Raw genomic sequence first — 17713 nt, 5'->3', positions numbered from 1 at the left:
GAGCTCGCCTCTCCGCCACGCCGGAGCGCCCTCGGCGCCCATCCCCCCCTCGGCTAGCGCATGAACCCCGTGCGCATCGAGCCAGCAAGAGCGCTTGTCGCGGGCCGGTTCCACATCGAGCGCGAGATCGGCCGGGGCGGGGTCGGCACCGTGCACCGCGCGTTCGATGTGCAGACCGAGCGGTACGTCGCGCTGAAGATCATCACGGCGGTCGGCGTCGACGCCGAGGGCCAGGCGCGGCTCTCCCGCGAGGGGCAGATCCTCTCGGAGCTCGACCACCCGGGGATCGTGCGGGTCGTGGCGTTCGGGACGCTCGAGTCGAGCGCGTCGGACGCGGAGGGGCACCGCATCGAGGAGGGGGCGACCTTCATCGCGATGGAGTGGCTCGACGGCGAGGATCTGGCGGCGCGCCAGCGGCGCTCCCCGCTCTCGCTGCGCGACGGGATCGAGGTCGGGCGGCAGGTGGCGAGCGCGCTCGCGGCCGCGCACGACGCGGGCGTCGTCCACCGCGACATCAAGCCTTCCAATATCCTCCTCCTGCGCGGGGCGCAGGACGGGGCGATCCGGATCAAGCTCGTCGACTTCGGGGTGGCGGCGTCGAAGGAGGTCGTGCTCACGACCGACGCAGGCGGCCTCGTCGGCACCCCGGCGTACATCTCGCCGGAGCAGGCCCGCGGCGACGCGACCGTCGACGCGCGCAGCGACCTCTACTCGCTCGGCGCGACGCTGTTCGAGCTGGTCGCCGGGCGGCCGCCGCACATAGGGCCGACCTCGATCGCAACCCTCGTGCGCCTCGCGACGACGCCCGCGCCGCGCCTCTCGGAGTTCCTGCTCGACGTCGTCCCCGCCCTCGACGACCTGATCCACGCCCTGCTGCTCGCCGATCGGGAGCTCCGGCCGAGCTCGGCGCGCGAGGTGGCGGAGAAGCTCGCGGCGCTCGTCGACGAGCCGCACCTGCCCACGCCGTCGCCGCTGCGCGTGAGCGACAACCCGCCGGGCGTGATGGGCACGCGGCTCGTGACGACGATCGTGGCGCTGCACGTGGCCACCGGCGAGGAGCGGCAGCGGGAGCTCGAGACGCTGCGGCGCCGCGGGGCCGACGCGCTGCCGCTCGGCACCGACTCGATCGCCGCCCACCTCGGCGTGCGTCAGGCCCACGGCGACGAGGCGTCCCGCGCCCTCGAGCTCGGGCTCGCGCTCGGCGAGCGCGGCGGCCGCGTCGGCGTCGCCTCCGGCCGCATGCGGGTCGACAGGACGCGCTCGGCGGGCGAGGTCGTCGACCGCGCGGTCGCCCTCGCGCGCGAGGCGGGCCCCGGCCGCGTGCTCGCGGACGCGACCACGGTGGAGCTGTCGCGCGGGCGGTTCCTGTGCGAGCCCCAGGAGGCCGGCGCCGTGCGGGTGCTCTCGCGCGCGCCGAAGCGGCCCGACGCGCAGACGCCGTTCGTCGGGCGCGACGCCGAGCTCATCACCACCGTCGCGGCGTTCGACCGCTGCGTGGAGGACCGGACGCCGGTCGTCGTCAGCATCTCGGGCCCGCCGGGGATCGGCAAGAGCCGGCTCGCGCGGGAGTTCGTCGCCCGCATCTCGGACCGCCCCGATCCGCCGCGGCTCGTCCAGCTGCGCTGCGAGTCGTTCGGCCGGGCGCAGGCGCTCGGCGTCGCGACCGACGCCCTGCGCGTCCTCACGGGCCTGCCGAAGGGCGCGTCGCTGGAGCAGGCCGACGACGCCGTGCGCGCGCGGCGGCTGCACCACGGCGACGGCGGTCTCCTCGCCCGCCTGCTCGCGAACCAGCCCTTCCCCGACGGCATCGACCTGCGCGGCGCGCGCGACGCGCTGTACCTCTCGATGACCGACATCGCCGTCGGCGCCGCCTCGCTCGAGCCGTGCGCGCTGCTCGTCGAGGACGCGCAGTGGGCCGACCCGGAGAGCATCGCGTGGCTCGATCACCTGCTCGGGCGGGCCACGGGCAGGCCGCTCTTCACCATGCTCATGGTGCGGCCGGCGTTCTGGCGCGACCAGGGCCAGCGCTTCACCGGCCGCGACCACGTGCGCGTGGAGCTGCGCCCCATCGCGCGGCGGGCCACGCGCGAGATCGCGCGGGCCGTGTTCAGCATGGCCGCCGCCGCGCGGCCGTTCGACGACGCGACGCTCGACCGCGTCGCGCAGCAGGCGGCCGGCTCGCCGCTCTTCGCCGAGGAGCTCGCGCGGGTCATCGCCTCCGGCAAGGACGCGGCCACGGCGCCGACCATCGAGGCGGCGATCCAGGTGAGCCTCGACGCGCTCGACGAGTCCACGCGCGAGGCGGTCGTGCGCATGAGCGTCTTCGGCCTGTCGGTCTGGGACGCGGGCCTCGCCGAGGTCGGCGTGATCGAGCCGGAGACGGCGCTGAAGAAGCTCATCGCCGCGGAGCTCCTCGTCGAGCAGCGCGCGTCGCGCTTCCCTGTCGCGCGCGAGTTCCTGTTCAAGCACGCGCTCGTCCGCGACGTCGCGTACGCCTCCGCCGGCGAGGAGCTGCGCCAGACGCTGCACGCCGCGGCCGCGCGCTGGCTCGACCGGCTCGGAGAGGACAGCGCGACGGTGGCGCAGCACTTCGACCTCGGCGGCGAGCACGAGGAGGCGGCGATCCGCTGGGAGGCCGCCGCGCGGCGCGCCCTCGCGACGAACTCGCTCCGCGACGCCGTCACCATGGCCGATCGCGCGCTCGTCTTCGCCCCCGACAAGCCGACGGCGTTCGCGCGCGCCGTCCTCCTGGAGGACGCGTACTCGCGGCTCGACGCGCGCTCGCCCGAGCGCGACTCGGCGATCCGGGCGATGGGGGAGAACGTCTACGACGAGGCGAGCGAGCTCCGCACGCTCACCGCCCGCGCCCGCTACGACCACGCGTGCGGCTCGGGCATCGACCTGGAGGAGCGCCTGACGGCGCTGCGCGACCGCGCCCGGACGATCGATCTCGTCGAGGAGGAGGCGCAGTGCTCGGCCACGCTGGCGCAGGTCCACGCGTTCGCCGGGCAGCTCGCGATGGCCGAGCAGGAGGCGACGCACCTGCTCGACCTCGCGGCGCGGCGGGGCCTCGTCTGGGCGGCGGTCGACGCCTGGCAGACGCGCGCTGTCGCGCACCAGACGCGCGGCGAGCCCGCCGCGGCGCTGGAGGCGCGCCGGAACGCGGCGCGGGCAGCGCGCCGCGCGGGGCTGCAGGAGCGCGAGGCGATGCTGACGATGAACGTGGGCTTCGCGCTCACGACCATCGGCGCCCGGGCGGAGGCGCTCCAGGAGATCGAGGGGGGCATCGCCAGGGCGCAGGCGATCGGCAGCTCCGGGGCGGCGCGGCACGGGCAGATGATCCTGCTCTGCTGGGCGGCGACGTTCGGCCCCGAGCCGCGGCTCGACGCGGCGCTCGCGGAGCCGCGCGCGAGCGCGGACGAGGCCGCGGGGAGCATGTGGGTCGTGCGCGACCGGGTGACGCTCGGCATCCTGTTCTACCGGGGCTGCGAGCTCTTGCGCTTCGAGTCGTCGGGCCTCGCGCGGGCGCGCTCGCTGCTGAAGAAGGCGACGGAGGCCTACCGGGTCACGGAGAACCGCGACGTCCTGCCCGTGGCGCTCGGGTTCTGCGCGGAGGCGGAGCGCCGCTTCGGCGACGCCGAGCAGGCGCGCGAGATCGCGCGGGAGGCGGCGGCCCTGGTCGAGGCGGGCGCGCCCAGCCTGCTCAACGAGGCGCCGATCTACCTCGCGCTCCACGACGCGTGCGTGGACATGGGAGATCTCGAGGGCGCGCGGGACGCGATGGAGCGCGCGATGCCCCCGCTCCTGCGCCGGCTGAAGGGCCTCGAGGGGACGCCCTACGCGAGCTCGTTCCTGCTCAACCTGCCGCAGAACTCGGCGATGCTCGCCGCCGCCGAGGCCTACGGCTGCGTACCGCTGCAGATCGAGGCGATGCTGAACAGCAGGCCGTAGCGCCGCGCGCGGCGCGCCGGGGCAGCGCCGAGCAGCGCGCCGGGGCAGCGCCAAGCAGCGCGCCGGGGCAGCGCCAAGCAGCGCGCCGGGGCAGCGCCAAGCAGCGCGCCGGGGCAGCGCCAAGCGGCGCGCCGGGGCAGCGCCAAGCGGCGCGCCGGGGCAGCGCCAAGCAGCGCGCCGGGGCAGCGCCAAGCAGCGCGCCGGGGCAGCACCAACCGCCGCGCCGGGGCAGCACCAACCGGCGTGCTGGAGCGGCGCCGGCACGGCGTCACCCGGCGCCGCGCGCTCGCGGCGTCACCGCGCGGTGGCCCCGCGAGGCCACGGAAGTCCCGCGGCCCTGCCCGTCACTTCCTGGGCGAGGTACCGCCCCCGCCCTTGACCGGCGCCTGCACCACCGGGCGCAGGTTGATGGTCAGCACCTCGTCGCGCGTGAACACGACGAAGCGCGCCTCCGGCGTGTACCCGTCGGCCGCGACCCGGATGCGGTGCCCGGTGCCATCCCGGCTGAACCTCGCGAAGAACGGGTTGCTCGGGAGCTCGACGTCGTCGAGGTAGATCTTCGCGTCGAGCGGCGTGGCGATGATCCGGAGCTCGACGAGGTTCGGGTTGATCGGTGAAGTGGGCGTGGGAGTCGGCGGCTCGGGGGCCGTCGGGTCAACCTGAGGGACGCTGATGGGCGCATCCGACGGCGTCCACTTCATGGTGGCGATCGCCCACGCGCCGGCGATCAGCAGCACGGAGAACGCGGCGATCGCAGCGCTCCAGAGCGCCTTGCGCTTGGTCGACTTGGCGTTGGCGACCATGATCGTGGGGATCGTCTGCCGGTTCGAGATGCTGTCCTCGCGCGATCCGTCGTCGCCGAGCGTGTGGTCCGGCACAGGCGCCGCGAACTTCTGCGACATCTGCGACATCTGCGACATCTGCGACATCTGCGACATCGGCATCCGCTGCGACCACGGCACGGCGGCGCGATCCTCGAGCACCGGGAGGACCTCGAACTCCTCCGGCCCCTCGGCCGTGTCCGCATGCAGCCGCCCCAGCTGATCGCTGATCGCCGCCCTCACCTCGGCGCGGCGGTTCGCGAACGTCTCGCCGATGAGGCGGCCGATCTCCGCCGAGGAGGGGCGGCGCCCCATCGTCGCGAGGTAGGCCTCGACGTCCTCACGCATGTGGGCCGCGGTGGCGTACCGGTCCTCGGGCGCCATCGCGAGCGCGCGCGAGCAGATCCGGTCGAGCGCCTCGGGCGCCGCGGGCCACCGCTCGCGCAGCTGCGGGATCTCGCCGAACGTGAGCCGCTGGAGGATCTGCACGTCGGAGAGATCCCCCCAGAAGCGCTCGCCCACGACGAGCTCCCAGAAGATCAGGCCCATCGAGAAGACGTCCGCGCGGCGATCCACCATCGTCGCGAGGGCCTGCTCCGGCGCCATGTAACGGATCTTCCCCTTGACGACGCCGGTGCTCGTGTCGGCGTCGCGCGTCGCCCACTTCGCGATGCCGAAGTCGACGACCTTCGCTTGCCCGTCGTAGGTGACGAAGATGTTGTGCGGGCTGATGTCGCGGTGGACCACATGGAGCGGCTGGCCGTTGAAGTCCATGAGGTCGTGCGCGTAGTGCAGCCCGGCGAGCGCGTCGGAGAGGATCGCCAGGTAGACAGCGCGGTGCCGCGAGGGGTCGATCTTCCTGCAGATCCGATCGAGCGAGTGCCCCTCCAGGTACTCCATCACGATGTAGTACTGGTCGTCGATCTGGCCGCACTCGTACGTCTGCACGACGTTCGGGTGGTTCAGCCGCGCGGCGAGCCTCGCCTCGTCGAGGAACATCGCGTTGACCTCGGGCTCGGTCGCGATGCCCGGCTTCAGCCGCTTGATCACGACCAGCTTCTCGAACCCGAGCGGGCCGCGATGCGCAGCGAGGAAGACCTCGGCCATCCCTCCCTGCCCCAGCTTTGCGATCAGCCTGTATCTCCCGAAGCCTCTCGCAGACTGCACCGGGAGCCGGACGATCATCGATGACGAGGTCACAGCACCCGATCGTTCGTAAGGATTGCTGACTCGTCAAGCAGACTCATGGAGATGTGCATCCCGATCACACCGGGGAGCCTCCGGGCCGGGAGCGGACGGCTCCCGGCCCGGAGGCTCCGATTAATGAGGTGAATCTCGCTACTTAGGGCCCGATCTAGCGCGCTCTCATCCCTCCCCGATCGCGATCCCGAGCGCCTGACGCAGCGCGAAATACTGATCGCTTGTCGAGAAGGTGATGAGCTCCTTCAGCTTGTCCTGGGGCGGGAGATCCCCGGGCTGCTGCGGCTCCGCGGCGATGATCTTCTTGGCGATCTCGAGGTCGCCCGAGAGGAGCAGGCCGGCGCGCGCCGCGGTGATGTCGACGCACTGGACCCACCGCTTGATGTTCGCCTTCGCGCCCTCCGCGAGGAACTTCTTGACCACCATGCGGAGCCCCTCGAGCTGCATGGGCTGCATGAACCCGCGGAGCGTCTGCGCGGTGGCCATGATCTGCTTCTCGATGTCCTGCGGCACCTGCGTGTCGGGCGCGACGAGCTTGATCCCCGCGAAGAGGAGCACCGTCAGCTCGGTGACCGTCGGGAACAGCGTCTTGATGTAGTGCTCGCCGCGGTACATCGCGAGGTGCTTGCCCACGATGAAGGTGAGCTCCTGCGGTGAGAACCCGGTCAAGACGGTCTGCCCCGCGACGGACGCCGGCTGCTCGTTCGCCACCGCGACGAGCGCGCCGGGCACGTCGCTCCGCACGTAGAGCCGCGGCGCCGGGAGGCCGAGCACGTTGGCCGCCCAGCCGAAGGTCCGGGCGAACGTCACCGTCGAGGTCGCCGGATCCTGCAGGAACCGCTGGTCGAGGACCGGCAGCTCCCGCCGCTGCTTGAGCGTCTCGATCTTCGCCCTGAGCGCGGCCCCCGCGATCATCTCGAAGATCTTGCCGACGTAGAGGTTCTCCTCCTCGTGGAACAGGTTCCTGATCCACTGCTCGTTGTCGAGCCGGCTCTTCGCCTGGATGAGGCCCTGCGGGCGGTAGTCCTCGAAGTACTGCTGCTCGTCCGGATCGGCCTTGCGGAGGAACGCGAGCGCCGCCGCCACGCACCAGGCCTGGTCGTACTGCTTGCCGTCCACGTACAGGCGGTAGAGCCGCTTGTACGGGTCGATCTTCATCGGATCGAGCTTCACCATCGCCTGGAACTCGCCAGTGGCCAGATCGAACTGCTCCGCCTGCTCGTAGAGCTCCGCCAGGATGAGGTGCTCCGTCGCGTCCTCGGGCTTGAGCCGCGACGCCATGCGGAACGTCTCGACCGCGGCCGTCCTGTCGCCGAGCCGGTCACGGTAGATGAGCCCGAGCGCGTGCCAGAGGCTGTACTCGAGGTCCGTGTTCCCCTTGCCGGCGACCCGGTGCAGCATCTTGCGGTACGCCCGCTCGAGCTGCTTCCACTCCTTCTGCGCCGTGAGGATCTTGTTGATGCGCTCGAAGGCCTCGAGGGAGTGCGGGTTCAGGTCCAGCGTCTCATTGAACAGCTCCACCGCGCGCCCCGGGTCCTCCAGCTTGTCGCGGTAGATCTGCGCCATCGTGTAGAGGTAGCGGCTCTTGCGATCCGGCTGCGGCTCGAGGTCCGCGATGCGCTGGAGGCAGTCCACCATCCGCTCCCACTGCCCGGTGCGCTGGTAGAGCTGGAGCAGCTTGTGGAGCAGCACGTGGTTCTGCGGCTCCAGATCGAGCGCCTCCTCCAGGGCCTCGACGCCCTTCGGGATGTTGTTCTCCTTCTCGACCCAGATGTCGCCGATCTCGTTCAGCATCTTGAACCGCTCGGCGCCGTCCATGATGTTGTCGAGGATCAGCCGCTTGTAGTGGCAGACCTGCTTGTAGTCCTTGAGCGCGTCGTAGACGGAGACCATCGCCTCGAGCGTCGGCCGGTGCGAAGGCTCGGCGCCGAGCGCCTTCTCGAAGTTGTTGACCGCCTGCTTCGACTGCCCCTGCGCCTGCTTGATGCACCCGAGCTTGTAGTAGACGGTGGCGCGCTCCTCGGTCTCGGCCTCGTCCAGGCTGGTGAGCACCTTCTGGTAGTTCGTCAGCGCGCTCGCCCAGTCGCTGAGCTTGAAGCTGACGTCCGCGAGGCCCCTGATCGTCTCCTGGTCGGTCAGGTCGAGGTTGTGCGCTGCCGTGTAGGCCTTGAGCGCCGCCTCGTCCTTCCCGAGCCGCTCGAGGACCCTGCCGAAGGTCCGCTGCAGCCGGTGCTGCTCCGACCGGTCGCGCTTGCCGCTCTTCCGGACGAGCATCTCCGCGAGCGGCTCGGCCTGGGCCCACCGCTCCGTGGAGACGTACTCGTTGAGGAGCGGCATCGCGGCGTCCTCGTTGTCGGGGTCGCTCTGGAGCGCCATCTCGTACGCCTGCACCGCGAGCGTGTGCTCGCCGAGCATGTCGTCGCGGAGCTTGCCGAGCTCGACGAGCAGCCGCGCCTTGGCGCGGGGCGCGTCGGTGTTCATCTGCTCCTGCTCGAGGTAGCGCGCCGCCCGGTCCCAGTCCGCCGCGTCGATCGCGATCACCCGCAGCGCGGCCAGCGTCGGCACGTGGGACGGGTCGAGATCGAGCGCCATCTCGAACCGCTCCTGCGCCAGGCCCCGCTCGCCGAGCTTCTCGTCGAGCTGCCGGCCGATGCGGTAGTACATCTCGACGCGCTGCTTGCCGTCGGCCGTGAGGTCGGCGACGCGCGTCATGTACTCGATGGCCTTGGACGAGTTGTCCTGCTTCTCGTAGAGCTTGGCCAGCGCCTCCAGGGCCGGGATGTGCGTGTCCTGGATGTCGACGATGTTCAGGTACGCGTCGATCGCGCGGTCGAGGTCCTCGATCTCCTCGGCGTAGACCTTCGCCGTCTGAGACCAGAGCTCGATCTTCTTCTGGCGGTCCTCCGCCGCGTTGATGTGGCGATCGTAGGTGTTGATGAGATCGTGCCACTGGCGGAGCCGCCGGTAGCAACGCTCCAGGGCCTCGAGCGCGGGCTCGTGTGACGGGTCGATCTCGACCACCTGCTCGAGCCGCGCGGCCGACAGGTCGGGCTTCAGGAACTGCTCCTCCTGGAGGGTCGCGATCTTCATCAGCACGTCGATGCGCTCGCGCTCCGTGGTGACCACGTCGAGCTGCATCTCGAGGACGCGCACGAGATCCGGCCACTGGTGCGTGGTCGTGTACACGCGCTCGAGCCCCCGCATGGCGAGGAGGTTCGAGGCGTCGATGTCCAGCACCTCGCGGTAGACCGCGCCGGCCTTGTCGATCAGGCCGAGCTTGGTCTCGTAGAGGCCGGCGGTGCGCAGCTTCACGGACGCGACGACATCGGGCTCGCTGACGGCCCGCGCCTTGCGGAGCAGGACGTCGACGAGATCGTTCGACTGGTCGCGATCCGTGTAGATCCGCTCCAGCGCCTCGAGGGCCGGGAGGTGGAGCGGATCGACGTCGAGGGCGCGCCGGTAGAAGCTCAGCCCCTGCTCGACCTCGCCCATGTGCTTCTCGAGCACCTCGCCGAGCTCGGTCAGGATCTCCTTCCGGTCGACGTCGGTGACCGCGACGTTCAGGGCGCTCGTGAGCATCTGGCCCTGCTGCTGCCACTGCCCGGTCTTCTTGAGGTAGTTCGCCATCTGGCGAAGCACCGCGACGTTGTTCGGGTCGTACGCGAGGATCTGCTGGTAGTACGGCTGGGCGTACTCGGGGTGGCCGAGGTCCTCCGCGTACCACTTGGCGAGCCGCAGGCAGAGCGTGATCTTCTGGAGCGGCGCGGTCTGCTGCTGCAGCCAGCCGTTCACCGTCTGCACGAGCTCGGGCCAGCGGTTCGTCGCCTGGGCCATGCGCTCGAGGTAGCGGACCGTGTCCATGTCCGAGAAGTCCATCTCGAACGCCGTGAGCAGCGCGTCGAAGGCCTGGGGCTTGTCCTCGAGCTGCTCCTCGAAGACCCGGGCCACCTTGCGGAGGATCTCGGTCTTCTCGTGGACCTCCTCGCGCGAGTCGAGCCGCGCGAGGTAGAGCTCGATGAGCGGCTCGCTCCGCCGGGCCGCATCGTGGAGCTGCTCGAGCGCCGCGAAGGCCTGATCGTGCGTCGGCTCGAGCTCCAGGACCTTCTCGTACGCGAGCGTGCCCCGGTCCCTCTCCTCGACCTGGTGCTCCCAGATCTGCGCCACCTCGAGGTACTCGCGCACCTTGTCGGCCGGCGACTCGTAGGCCGCCGCCCGGCCCATCTTCACGTCGATGACCTCGACCCAGCGCCCCTCGGCGCGGAGCAGGTTCTCCAGGGCGGCCATCGCCTCGAAGTCCTTCGGGTCGACGTCGAGCAGCTTCCTCCAGGCGTCGATGGCGTCGTACGACTGCCCGAGGACGTGCTGGTAGGTCGTCCCGAGCTCGCGGTAGAGCGCGATGACGTTCTCGGCCGGCAGGACGTCCCGCGCCCGGTCGACGGTCTGGTGGAGCGAGCCGACGATCTGCTCGGGCTCGTTGCGCAGCCGCCAGATCGCCGCGATGGCGTAGAGCGCCTCGAGGTTCGCGTAGTCGATGTCGAGGACGCGCTGGTAGTCGTCGAGCGCCGAGTCGTCGCGGCCGAGCTGCTCGTGGAACAGCTTGGCGCGGCGGAGGAGCACCGCGACGCGCGACTCGTCGTCGGTCGCGATGTCGTAGTGCCGCTCGAGGACGTCGCAGAGCTCGGCCCACTGCCCCACGCGCTCGTAGAGGTTCGACAGCGCCCCGAGCGCCTCCGGATCCTCGCCGCGGAGGTCGAGGACCCGCTTCCACGTCTCGACGGCGCCCTGGACGTCGTTCAGCCGGTCGGCCAGGAGGTGCGCCATCTTGGCGCGGATGTCGGCCTCCTGGCTGTCGCCCATCGCGTTCTCGAGCTCCCGCTCCAGCACGACCTTGAGCTGGGTCCAGGCCCCCTTGGTCGTGTAGATGCGCTCGAGCGCGCCGATCGCCTGCTCGTTCGTCGTCTCGAGCTCGTCGAAGATGCGCCGGAAGGCGCGGATGGCGTCGTCGAGCTGCCCGAGCCGCTCCTCGTACGTCTGGCCGAGCCGGAGGTACAGGTCGACGAGCTCCGGGCGATCCTCGGTCGCGCGCACCCGCTGCTCGAGCACGCTGGCGAGCTCCGGGTACTGCTCGAGCTGCGTGTAGATCCGGTCGAGGTTGGAGAGCGCCTCCGCCTCGAGCGGCTCGATGCCGAGCACGTACCGGTAGGTCTCCTCCGCCTTGGCGACGTCGCTGAGGTCGGTCTCGAAGACCCGCGCCAGCCGCTTACCGATGCTGGTCTGCACGTCCTTGTCGGCGTGGATGCCCAGCACGTCGGCGTACGCGTTGGCGAGCAGCTCCCAGCCGCCGTCGACCGAGCCGGAGAGCCGCTCGACCTCCTCGAGCGTCTTCTCGTCCCGCGGGTACTCCTTCAGCGCCCGGATGTAGACGCCGAGGGCCCCGTCCGGCGAGATGAGCCGCTCCTCCTGGAGCTCGCCGAGCCGGTAGTACATCGCCAGCCGGTCCGACTCCTGGGTGAGGTGGGCGAGCTCCGCCTCGAGCACGCCGCCGAGCTTCTCCCACTCGGCCGCGGCCTGGTAGAGCGGCTCCAGGATCGCGCCGATCTCCATCTGCTTGATCCCGGCCGCGAAGAGCCCCTCGAGGGCCTCCAGGGTCGGCGAGTGCTCGGGGGCCGCGGTGAGCACCTCGCGGTACGCCGCGATGGCCGCCGGCAGGTCGTTGAGCCGCGTCTGGTGCACCACGCCGAGCCGGTACTTGAACTCGAGGATCTCGTCCGGCGACTGCGCGATCTCCGCCTCGCGCGAGAGGATCTCGACGAGGTCGCCCCACCGCTCGGTCGCGGTGAACAGGCGGTCGAGCGACGCGATCGCGGTCTGGTTCTCCGGATCGACCTCGAGCACGCGCCGGTAGCGCGCGACGGCGCTGTCGATGTCCTCGAGCTGCGTCTCGAAGATCTGCGCGAGCCTGAGCCCGAGCTCGACGAAGCGCGACGGCTCCTCGCCGAGCCGCCCGAGCTCCGCGTCGTACAGCGCGGCGACCTGCGGCCAGCGGTTCACCACGATCGCGAGCCGCTCGAGGTTCGAGAGCGACTCCTCGTTGCCGATGTCGCACGTCACCGCGCGCGCGTACGTCTCGAAGGCGGAGACGTGATCGCTCAGCATCTCCTCCGAGAGCCGCGCGATGCGGTGGAGCAGATCGACCTTCTCGTACGGGTCCTCGGCCACCTTGACGCGGACCTCGAGCACGCTGATCAGCTTCTGCCACTCGCCGGACGCGTCGTAGATCGGCTCGAGCACGAGGGCGGCGCCGAGCGCGTCGCGATTGCCGTCCTTGATCTGCTCGAGCGCGCGGAGCGTCGGCTCGTGATCCGGCATCTGCTGCAGGAGATCGCGGTAGAGCTCGATCGCGCGGGTCACGTCGTCGAGGTGCTTCTCGTAGAGCTCGGCGATCCGGTACTGGTAGCTGATGCCCTCGGCCGGGTCCGAGGTGATCTCGGCCTCGTGCTGGAGCACGCTGAGCAGCTCGAGCCAGTTCTGCGAGGTCTGGTAGAGCACGTCGAGCCGCCCGAGCGCCTGGAGGTCGTCCGGGTCGATCTCGAGCACCCGCTGGTAGGTGTCGATCGCGCTCGCCACGTTGCCGAGCTCGCGCTCGTACACCGCGCCGATCTGGTAGTAGATGCGCTTCTTCTCGCCCGAATCGAGGACGAGATCGGCCTTCTTCGCGTAGACCGAGAGCAGCTCCTGCCAGCGCGAGAGGCTGAGGTAGAGCTTGGTCAGCGCGTCGATCGCCCGCAGATCCTCGGCGTCGAGCTCGAGCACCTTGCCGTAGACGGCGATCGCCTGGTCGTGCCGCTCGAGCACCTCCTCCTCGATGCTCGCGGCCTGGAACAGGGCGAGCTTCTTCTCGTTCAGGTCGTCGAGGATGTCCGCCTTCTGCTGGAGGATCTGCGACAGCTCGTTGTAGCGCTCCGCGGTCCGGAACAGCCGCTCGAGCGACTCGGCGGCGTGCAGGTTGCGCGGATCGATCTCGAGCACGCGCCGGTAGTGCCCGACGGCGCTGTCCATGTCGCCGAGGTCGCTCTCGTAGATGCGCGCGCTCATCGTGTAGAGCGTGCTCGCGAGCTCCGCGTCGGTCTGCTGCGCCGCCAGCGTCTCGAACACGCGCGCCAGGTCGGTGAAGCGGCCGGTCGCGCGCGCGAGCCGGTCGAGCCCCTCCTGGGTCGACTCCGAGGCCGGGTCCTGGCTCAGCGCCCGCGCGTAGGTGTCGAAGGCCGAGCTGAGGTCGCTGCCCGCGTCCTCGTACAGCACGGCGATCTGGTGGAGCAGCTCGACGCGACGGGTCACGTCGTCGCTGCGGCGCACCTGGACCTCGTGCACCCCGATGAGCTTCTGGTAGTCGCCCGACTGGCGGTACAGGGGCTCGAGGATCTCCGCGATCGCGACCTCGTGCTCGGGGAGCTTCCCGAGCCGCTCGAGGGCCGCGAGCGCCTCGACGTTCGTCGGCTCGCGCTCGAGCACCTGCCTGTAGATGTCGATCGCCGAGTCGACGAGCCGCATCCGCGACTCCCGGAGCGCGGCGAGCCGGAGCATCAGCCGGATCTGCGCCTCCTCCTCGACCGCGATGCTGAGCTGCGCCTCGAGGTTGTCCGCCAGCTCCTCCCACATGCCCTGGCGGCTGAAGAGCCCGTCGAGGGCGGTCAGCGCGACGAGGCTCGTGTTATCGATGGAGAGCACCTCGCGGTATGCGGCGATCGCCTCCTCGGGCTGCCCGAGCCGCTGCTCGTAGACCTCGGCCATCTGCGCATAGAGGCCCTCGCGCTCGGTGGGCTCGTGCACGAGCTCGATGCGGCGCCGGTAGACGCCGATGAGATCGCTCCAGCGCTCGGTGCGCCGGTACAGCGCGTCCATCGCCTCGAGCGCCTCCGAGTCGGCGGGATCGATCGAGAGCACGCGGAGGTAGCCGTTCGCCGCCTCCTCGACCTTGCCGAGCCGCTCGTGGGTGCTCGCGAGCCGCATCCAGTACTCGCGGCTCAGCCGGGCGTCGCTCAGCGAGTCCGCGATCTCGCTGAAGATGACGTCGAGCCGGTCCCATGCGCCCGCCTGCGCGGCGAGCGACTCGAGCTCCGCCCGCGTCTCGGCGTGCGACGGATCGTCCTTGAGCGCCCGCGACTGCGCGTCGAACGCGCGGCCGAGGTCGTTCAGGCTCTCGGCCGCCGTCCGCGCCACCTTCCGGAGCAGCGAGACGCGCGTCGCCGTGTCGCCCTCGGCGGCCGCGAGGATCTCGAGCGCCTGGATCAGCTTCTCCCAGTCGCCGCGCCCCTCGTAGATCTCCTGCAGGATGGCCGCGGCCTCGGCCCGCAGCGACTCGTTCGAGAGCAGCGCCTCCAGCGCGAGCCGCGCCGCGTCGTTGCCCGGATCGAGGATCAGGATTTCCTTGTAATTCTCGAGCGCTCCGGCCGCATCGTTCAGGTGCTTCTCGAGGGTGCTCCCGAGCCGGAACTTGAGGTCGATGAGCGCCTGCTCGTCGAGCGGCGAGTCGATCCGCTTGCGGAGCACGTCGACGTAGGACTCCCAGTCCTGCTGCTCGCGGTAGAGCTTGTCGAGCGCCGCGAGCGCCTGCGGGTCCGTGGGCTCGTCGTCGAGCACCTGGCGGTGCGTCGCGATCGCGCGCACCGGGTCGCGCAGCTCCCCTTCGTAGAGCTCCGCGATGGCGTAGAGGATCTGCTTGCGCTCCTCGGGCTCGGTGATGATCTCGAGCTTCTTCTCGTAGATGCCGAGCAGCTCGCCGAACCGGCCTGTCTCGCGGTACAGCCGCTCCAGCGCGCTGATCGCGGCCTGGTTCTCGCCGTCCGCCTCGTACACGGCGCGGAACTGCGCCAGCGCCTCGTCGATGCGCTTCACCTCGTCGAGGAGCACCCGCCCGAGCCGGAGCCGGAGATCGACCCCGAGCGCGATGTCCCCCTCGCTCTCGGCGCGCGAGATCGCCGTCGAGTAGGCCTGGATGAGCGCGTCCCACCCCTCGGTGGAGCGCGCGGCCCGCTCGACGTCGTCGATGCACTGCTCGTCCTGCGGGGCGAGCTGGAACGCGGAGAGGTAGCGCTCGAACGCCCGCTGCGGCTCCTTGAGCCGCGTCTCGTAGAGCGCGGCCACCTGCCGGTAGAGGTCGAGCCGGGACGCGTCGTCCTGGTCGTGCGAGAGCTTCACCTCGATCGCGCCGGCGAGCCCCTTCGGGTTGTTCGCCTGCGTGTAGAGCGGGATCAGCGCCTCGGCCGCGGCGAGGTGCGCGCCGTCGATCGAGAGCACCTTCTCGTAGGCGCGCGCCGCGCGATCCGCCTTCTGCTTCTGGACCATCCAGAGCTCGGCGATCTTGAGCAGCAGGCTGATCTTGGCCGCGTCGTCGGTCTCCTTCGCCTCCTGCGACTCGAGGACGCGGATGAACTCGTCCCACTTGCCGCTCTCGGCGTAGAACACCTCGAGGTCGTCCCAGCGCTGGAGCTGGAGATACGCCTTCTTGAGCGCCTCCTGGGCCTTGCGGTCCTGGGGGTTCAGCGCGATCACCTCTTGCCACGCCCTGACGGCCGCCTCGTCGTCCTTGAGGCGCTCGCCGTAGAGCTGCGCGAGCTTGCTGAGGAGCGCGAGCTTCTGGGTGCTGTCGAACGTCGTGTCGACCTGCTTCTGCAGCACCCGCGCGAACGCCTGATAGTCCTTGTTCTTCTCGTAGAGCCCGGCCAGCGCGTTCAGGGCCTCCGGGTTCTCGGGGTCGTTCGCGAGCACCTCGTCCCAGAGCTCGATGCAGAAGTCGACCTTCTTCACCCGCTCCGACGCGAGCTTCGCGATCTCGAGGTATTTCGCGGCGCGCTCGCCGCCCTCCGGGAGGGCCGCGGCCTCGCGGCGGAGCAGCCCGATGAGCTTCTCCCAGTCGCGCCGCTTCTCGTAGCTCTGGCGGAGGAAGTCGATCGCCTGCGGGTGCTCGCCGTCGATCGCGAGGATCGCCTCGTAGCACTTCACCGCCTCGGCCGCGTTCGAGAACTTGCCCGAGTAGAGCTCGGCGGCCTTCGAGTAATTCTCGATCTTCTCGGCCGGATCCGAGACCGCCTCGGCGATCTCGATCAGCGTCTTGACGTACTCGTTGTACCGCTTGGCCTGCTCCTGCTTCTGAGCCTTGGCCTTGAGCTCCTCGACCCGCCCCGCCATCTCGGCGGCGGGGGGCGGCGGCGCCGTCGGCCGCCGGCCGATCTCGGAGTCGGCGGGCCTGCTCTCCGCGGGAGCGCGCGGCGGCGGCTCAGCCGCGACAACCGACGTCCTCGCGCCATCGTCGTCCGACGAGGCATCGACCGGAACGTCCGCCGGCGTGCTCGCCCTGCCGCTCACCGGCGCGGGCGCGCTCACGGGCGCCGGCGCGCTGACCGGCGCCGGCGCGCTGACCGGCGCCGGCGCGCTGACAGGCGCGGGCGCGCTGACGGGCGCCGGCGTGCTCACCGGGGCCCGCACGCTGACCGGCGCCGGCGCGCTCACGGGAATGGGCGTGGCGTCCGCAGCCCGCTCGACGGGCGCGGGCGCGACGGCCACGGGCGCCACGGCCACGGGCGTCGCGGCCACGGGCGTCGCGGCCACGGGCGCGGCCGGCGCTGCGGCCGTGAGGCGCTCGCCGATCTGCGCCTCGAAGGCGCTCACGCTCGGGTGCGTCGGGGCGACCGCCGAGAGCCGCTCGAACCAGCTCCTGGCGCGGATCAGATTGCCGAGCTGCCGCCAGGCGACGCCGCCCGCCTGGGCGATCATGTACGGCGAGTCGCCGTTCTGGTTGGCGGCGCTCTCCGCCAGCGCCGCGACGCGCTCCCAGTTGCCCTCCTTCGTCCCCCAGAGCTCGCGCAGGTAGGCAAACGCCGCCTCGTTCGAGGGGTCGTACCGGAGCGACTCTTCCAGGAGCTTCGAGCCGATCTCGACGTTCTGGTGCCGCGTGGCCCAGCGGACGCCGAACTTGAACGCCGCCTCGCCGCGCGCCACGCCGGTGCGCGCATCGAGGATGCGGCGCTGCGTCTCCACGATGGTCTGCGGCCGCTCCTCCTCGGCGAGCAGCCCCTCGAACATCGCCGCGGCCTGCTTGTCGGAGGGGGCCGCCTCGTAGGCCCGCCTGAGCAGGTCCTCGAGCTGGCCGCGATCGAAGCGCTTCGCGAGGCGCGCCGCGCGGAGCAGCAGCCGCTTGCGCTCGCTCGTGGTCGCGGCCGCGTCGGCCGCGTCGACGAGCTCCGCCATGTGCCCGGCCCACGACGACTGATCGACCTGCATGTCGCCGAGGCAGGCGCGCGCCTCCTCGCTCGTCCCGCCGGAGACGCCGAGCGCGCGCGCGTACGTCGCCGTCGCCCGCTCGAAATCGCCCGCGTCGCAGAGCACGTCGCCGAGCTCCACGAGGAGCTCGGCGGCCGCGGTCCCCTCCGGAGCGTTCCTCAGCTCGAGCTCCAGGAGCTTCTGGACCATGTTGGTCTTGCCCAGGTCCCAGTAGATGGAACGAGCCGACTCCAGCGCCTCGAGCAGCGCTGGATTCAGCTTGTAGGCGTCCTGGAAGTGCTTCAGCGCCTTGACGGCCTGAAGGAACTTCTCCTCGAGCAGCCGCCCGAGCTTCAGGTGATATGCCGCCTTCCGGGTCGCGTCCCCTTCGGCCGCAATCCCCTTCTCGAGCTCCTCGACGAGCCCTTGCCAGTCATGAACCGACTCGAGATGATTGAGACGCTGCGCAAGATCCATTGATT

Annotated in this window: 3 protein-coding genes; 1 reads left to right on the top strand and 2 read right to left on the bottom strand. The window is 70.9% G+C overall.

Translation table 11 applies throughout. The features are described 5' to 3' along the window. The first annotated feature begins 60 nt into the window (after window positions 1-60). On the top strand, window positions 61-3951 hold the full coding sequence (locus tag WME89_RS17380) for a serine/threonine-protein kinase (protein WP_438010246.1): 3891 nt from the start codon (window positions 61-63) through the stop codon (window positions 3949-3951). 344 nt (window positions 3952-4295) lie between these two features. Here WME89_RS17380 and WME89_RS17375 read toward each other — a convergent pair whose 3' ends face one another. Both WME89_RS17375 and WME89_RS17370 read right to left on the bottom strand, forming a co-directional pair. Beyond that, the gene (locus WME89_RS17375; protein ID WP_438010245.1) at window positions 4296-5879 is read right to left on the bottom strand and encodes a protein kinase domain-containing protein; all 1584 of its coding nucleotides are present in this window, start codon (window positions 5877-5879) and stop codon (window positions 4296-4298) included. Between the two features lie 258 nt (window positions 5880-6137). After that, the gene (locus WME89_RS17370) at window positions 6138-17708 is read right to left on the bottom strand and encodes a tetratricopeptide repeat protein (protein ID WP_438010244.1); all 11571 of its coding nucleotides are present in this window, start codon (window positions 17706-17708) and stop codon (window positions 6138-6140) included. Window positions 17709-17713: the final 5 nt, after the last annotated feature.

Origin of the sequence: Sorangium sp. So ce321, assembly GCF_051530195.1 — a bacterium.
In the GTDB taxonomy this organism is placed as follows: domain Bacteria; phylum Myxococcota_A; class Polyangia; order Polyangiales; family Polyangiaceae; genus Sorangium.
Note: the sequence above shows the minus strand (reverse complement) of the source record. Positions and strands in the feature narration are given on the sequence as shown.

Excerpts from the sequence above, each read along its gene's own strand:
- WME89_RS17380 (WP_438010246.1), top strand. The coding sequence starts at position 61 with ATGAACCCCGTGCGCATCGAGCCAGCAAGAGCGCTTGTCGCGGGCCGG.
- WME89_RS17375 (WP_438010245.1), bottom strand. The coding sequence starts at position 5,879 with ATGGCCGAGGTCTTCCTCGCTGCGCATCGCGGCCCGCTCGGGTTCGAG.
- WME89_RS17370 (WP_438010244.1), bottom strand. The coding sequence starts at position 17,708 with ATGGATCTTGCGCAGCGTCTCAATCATCTCGAGTCGGTTCATGACTGG.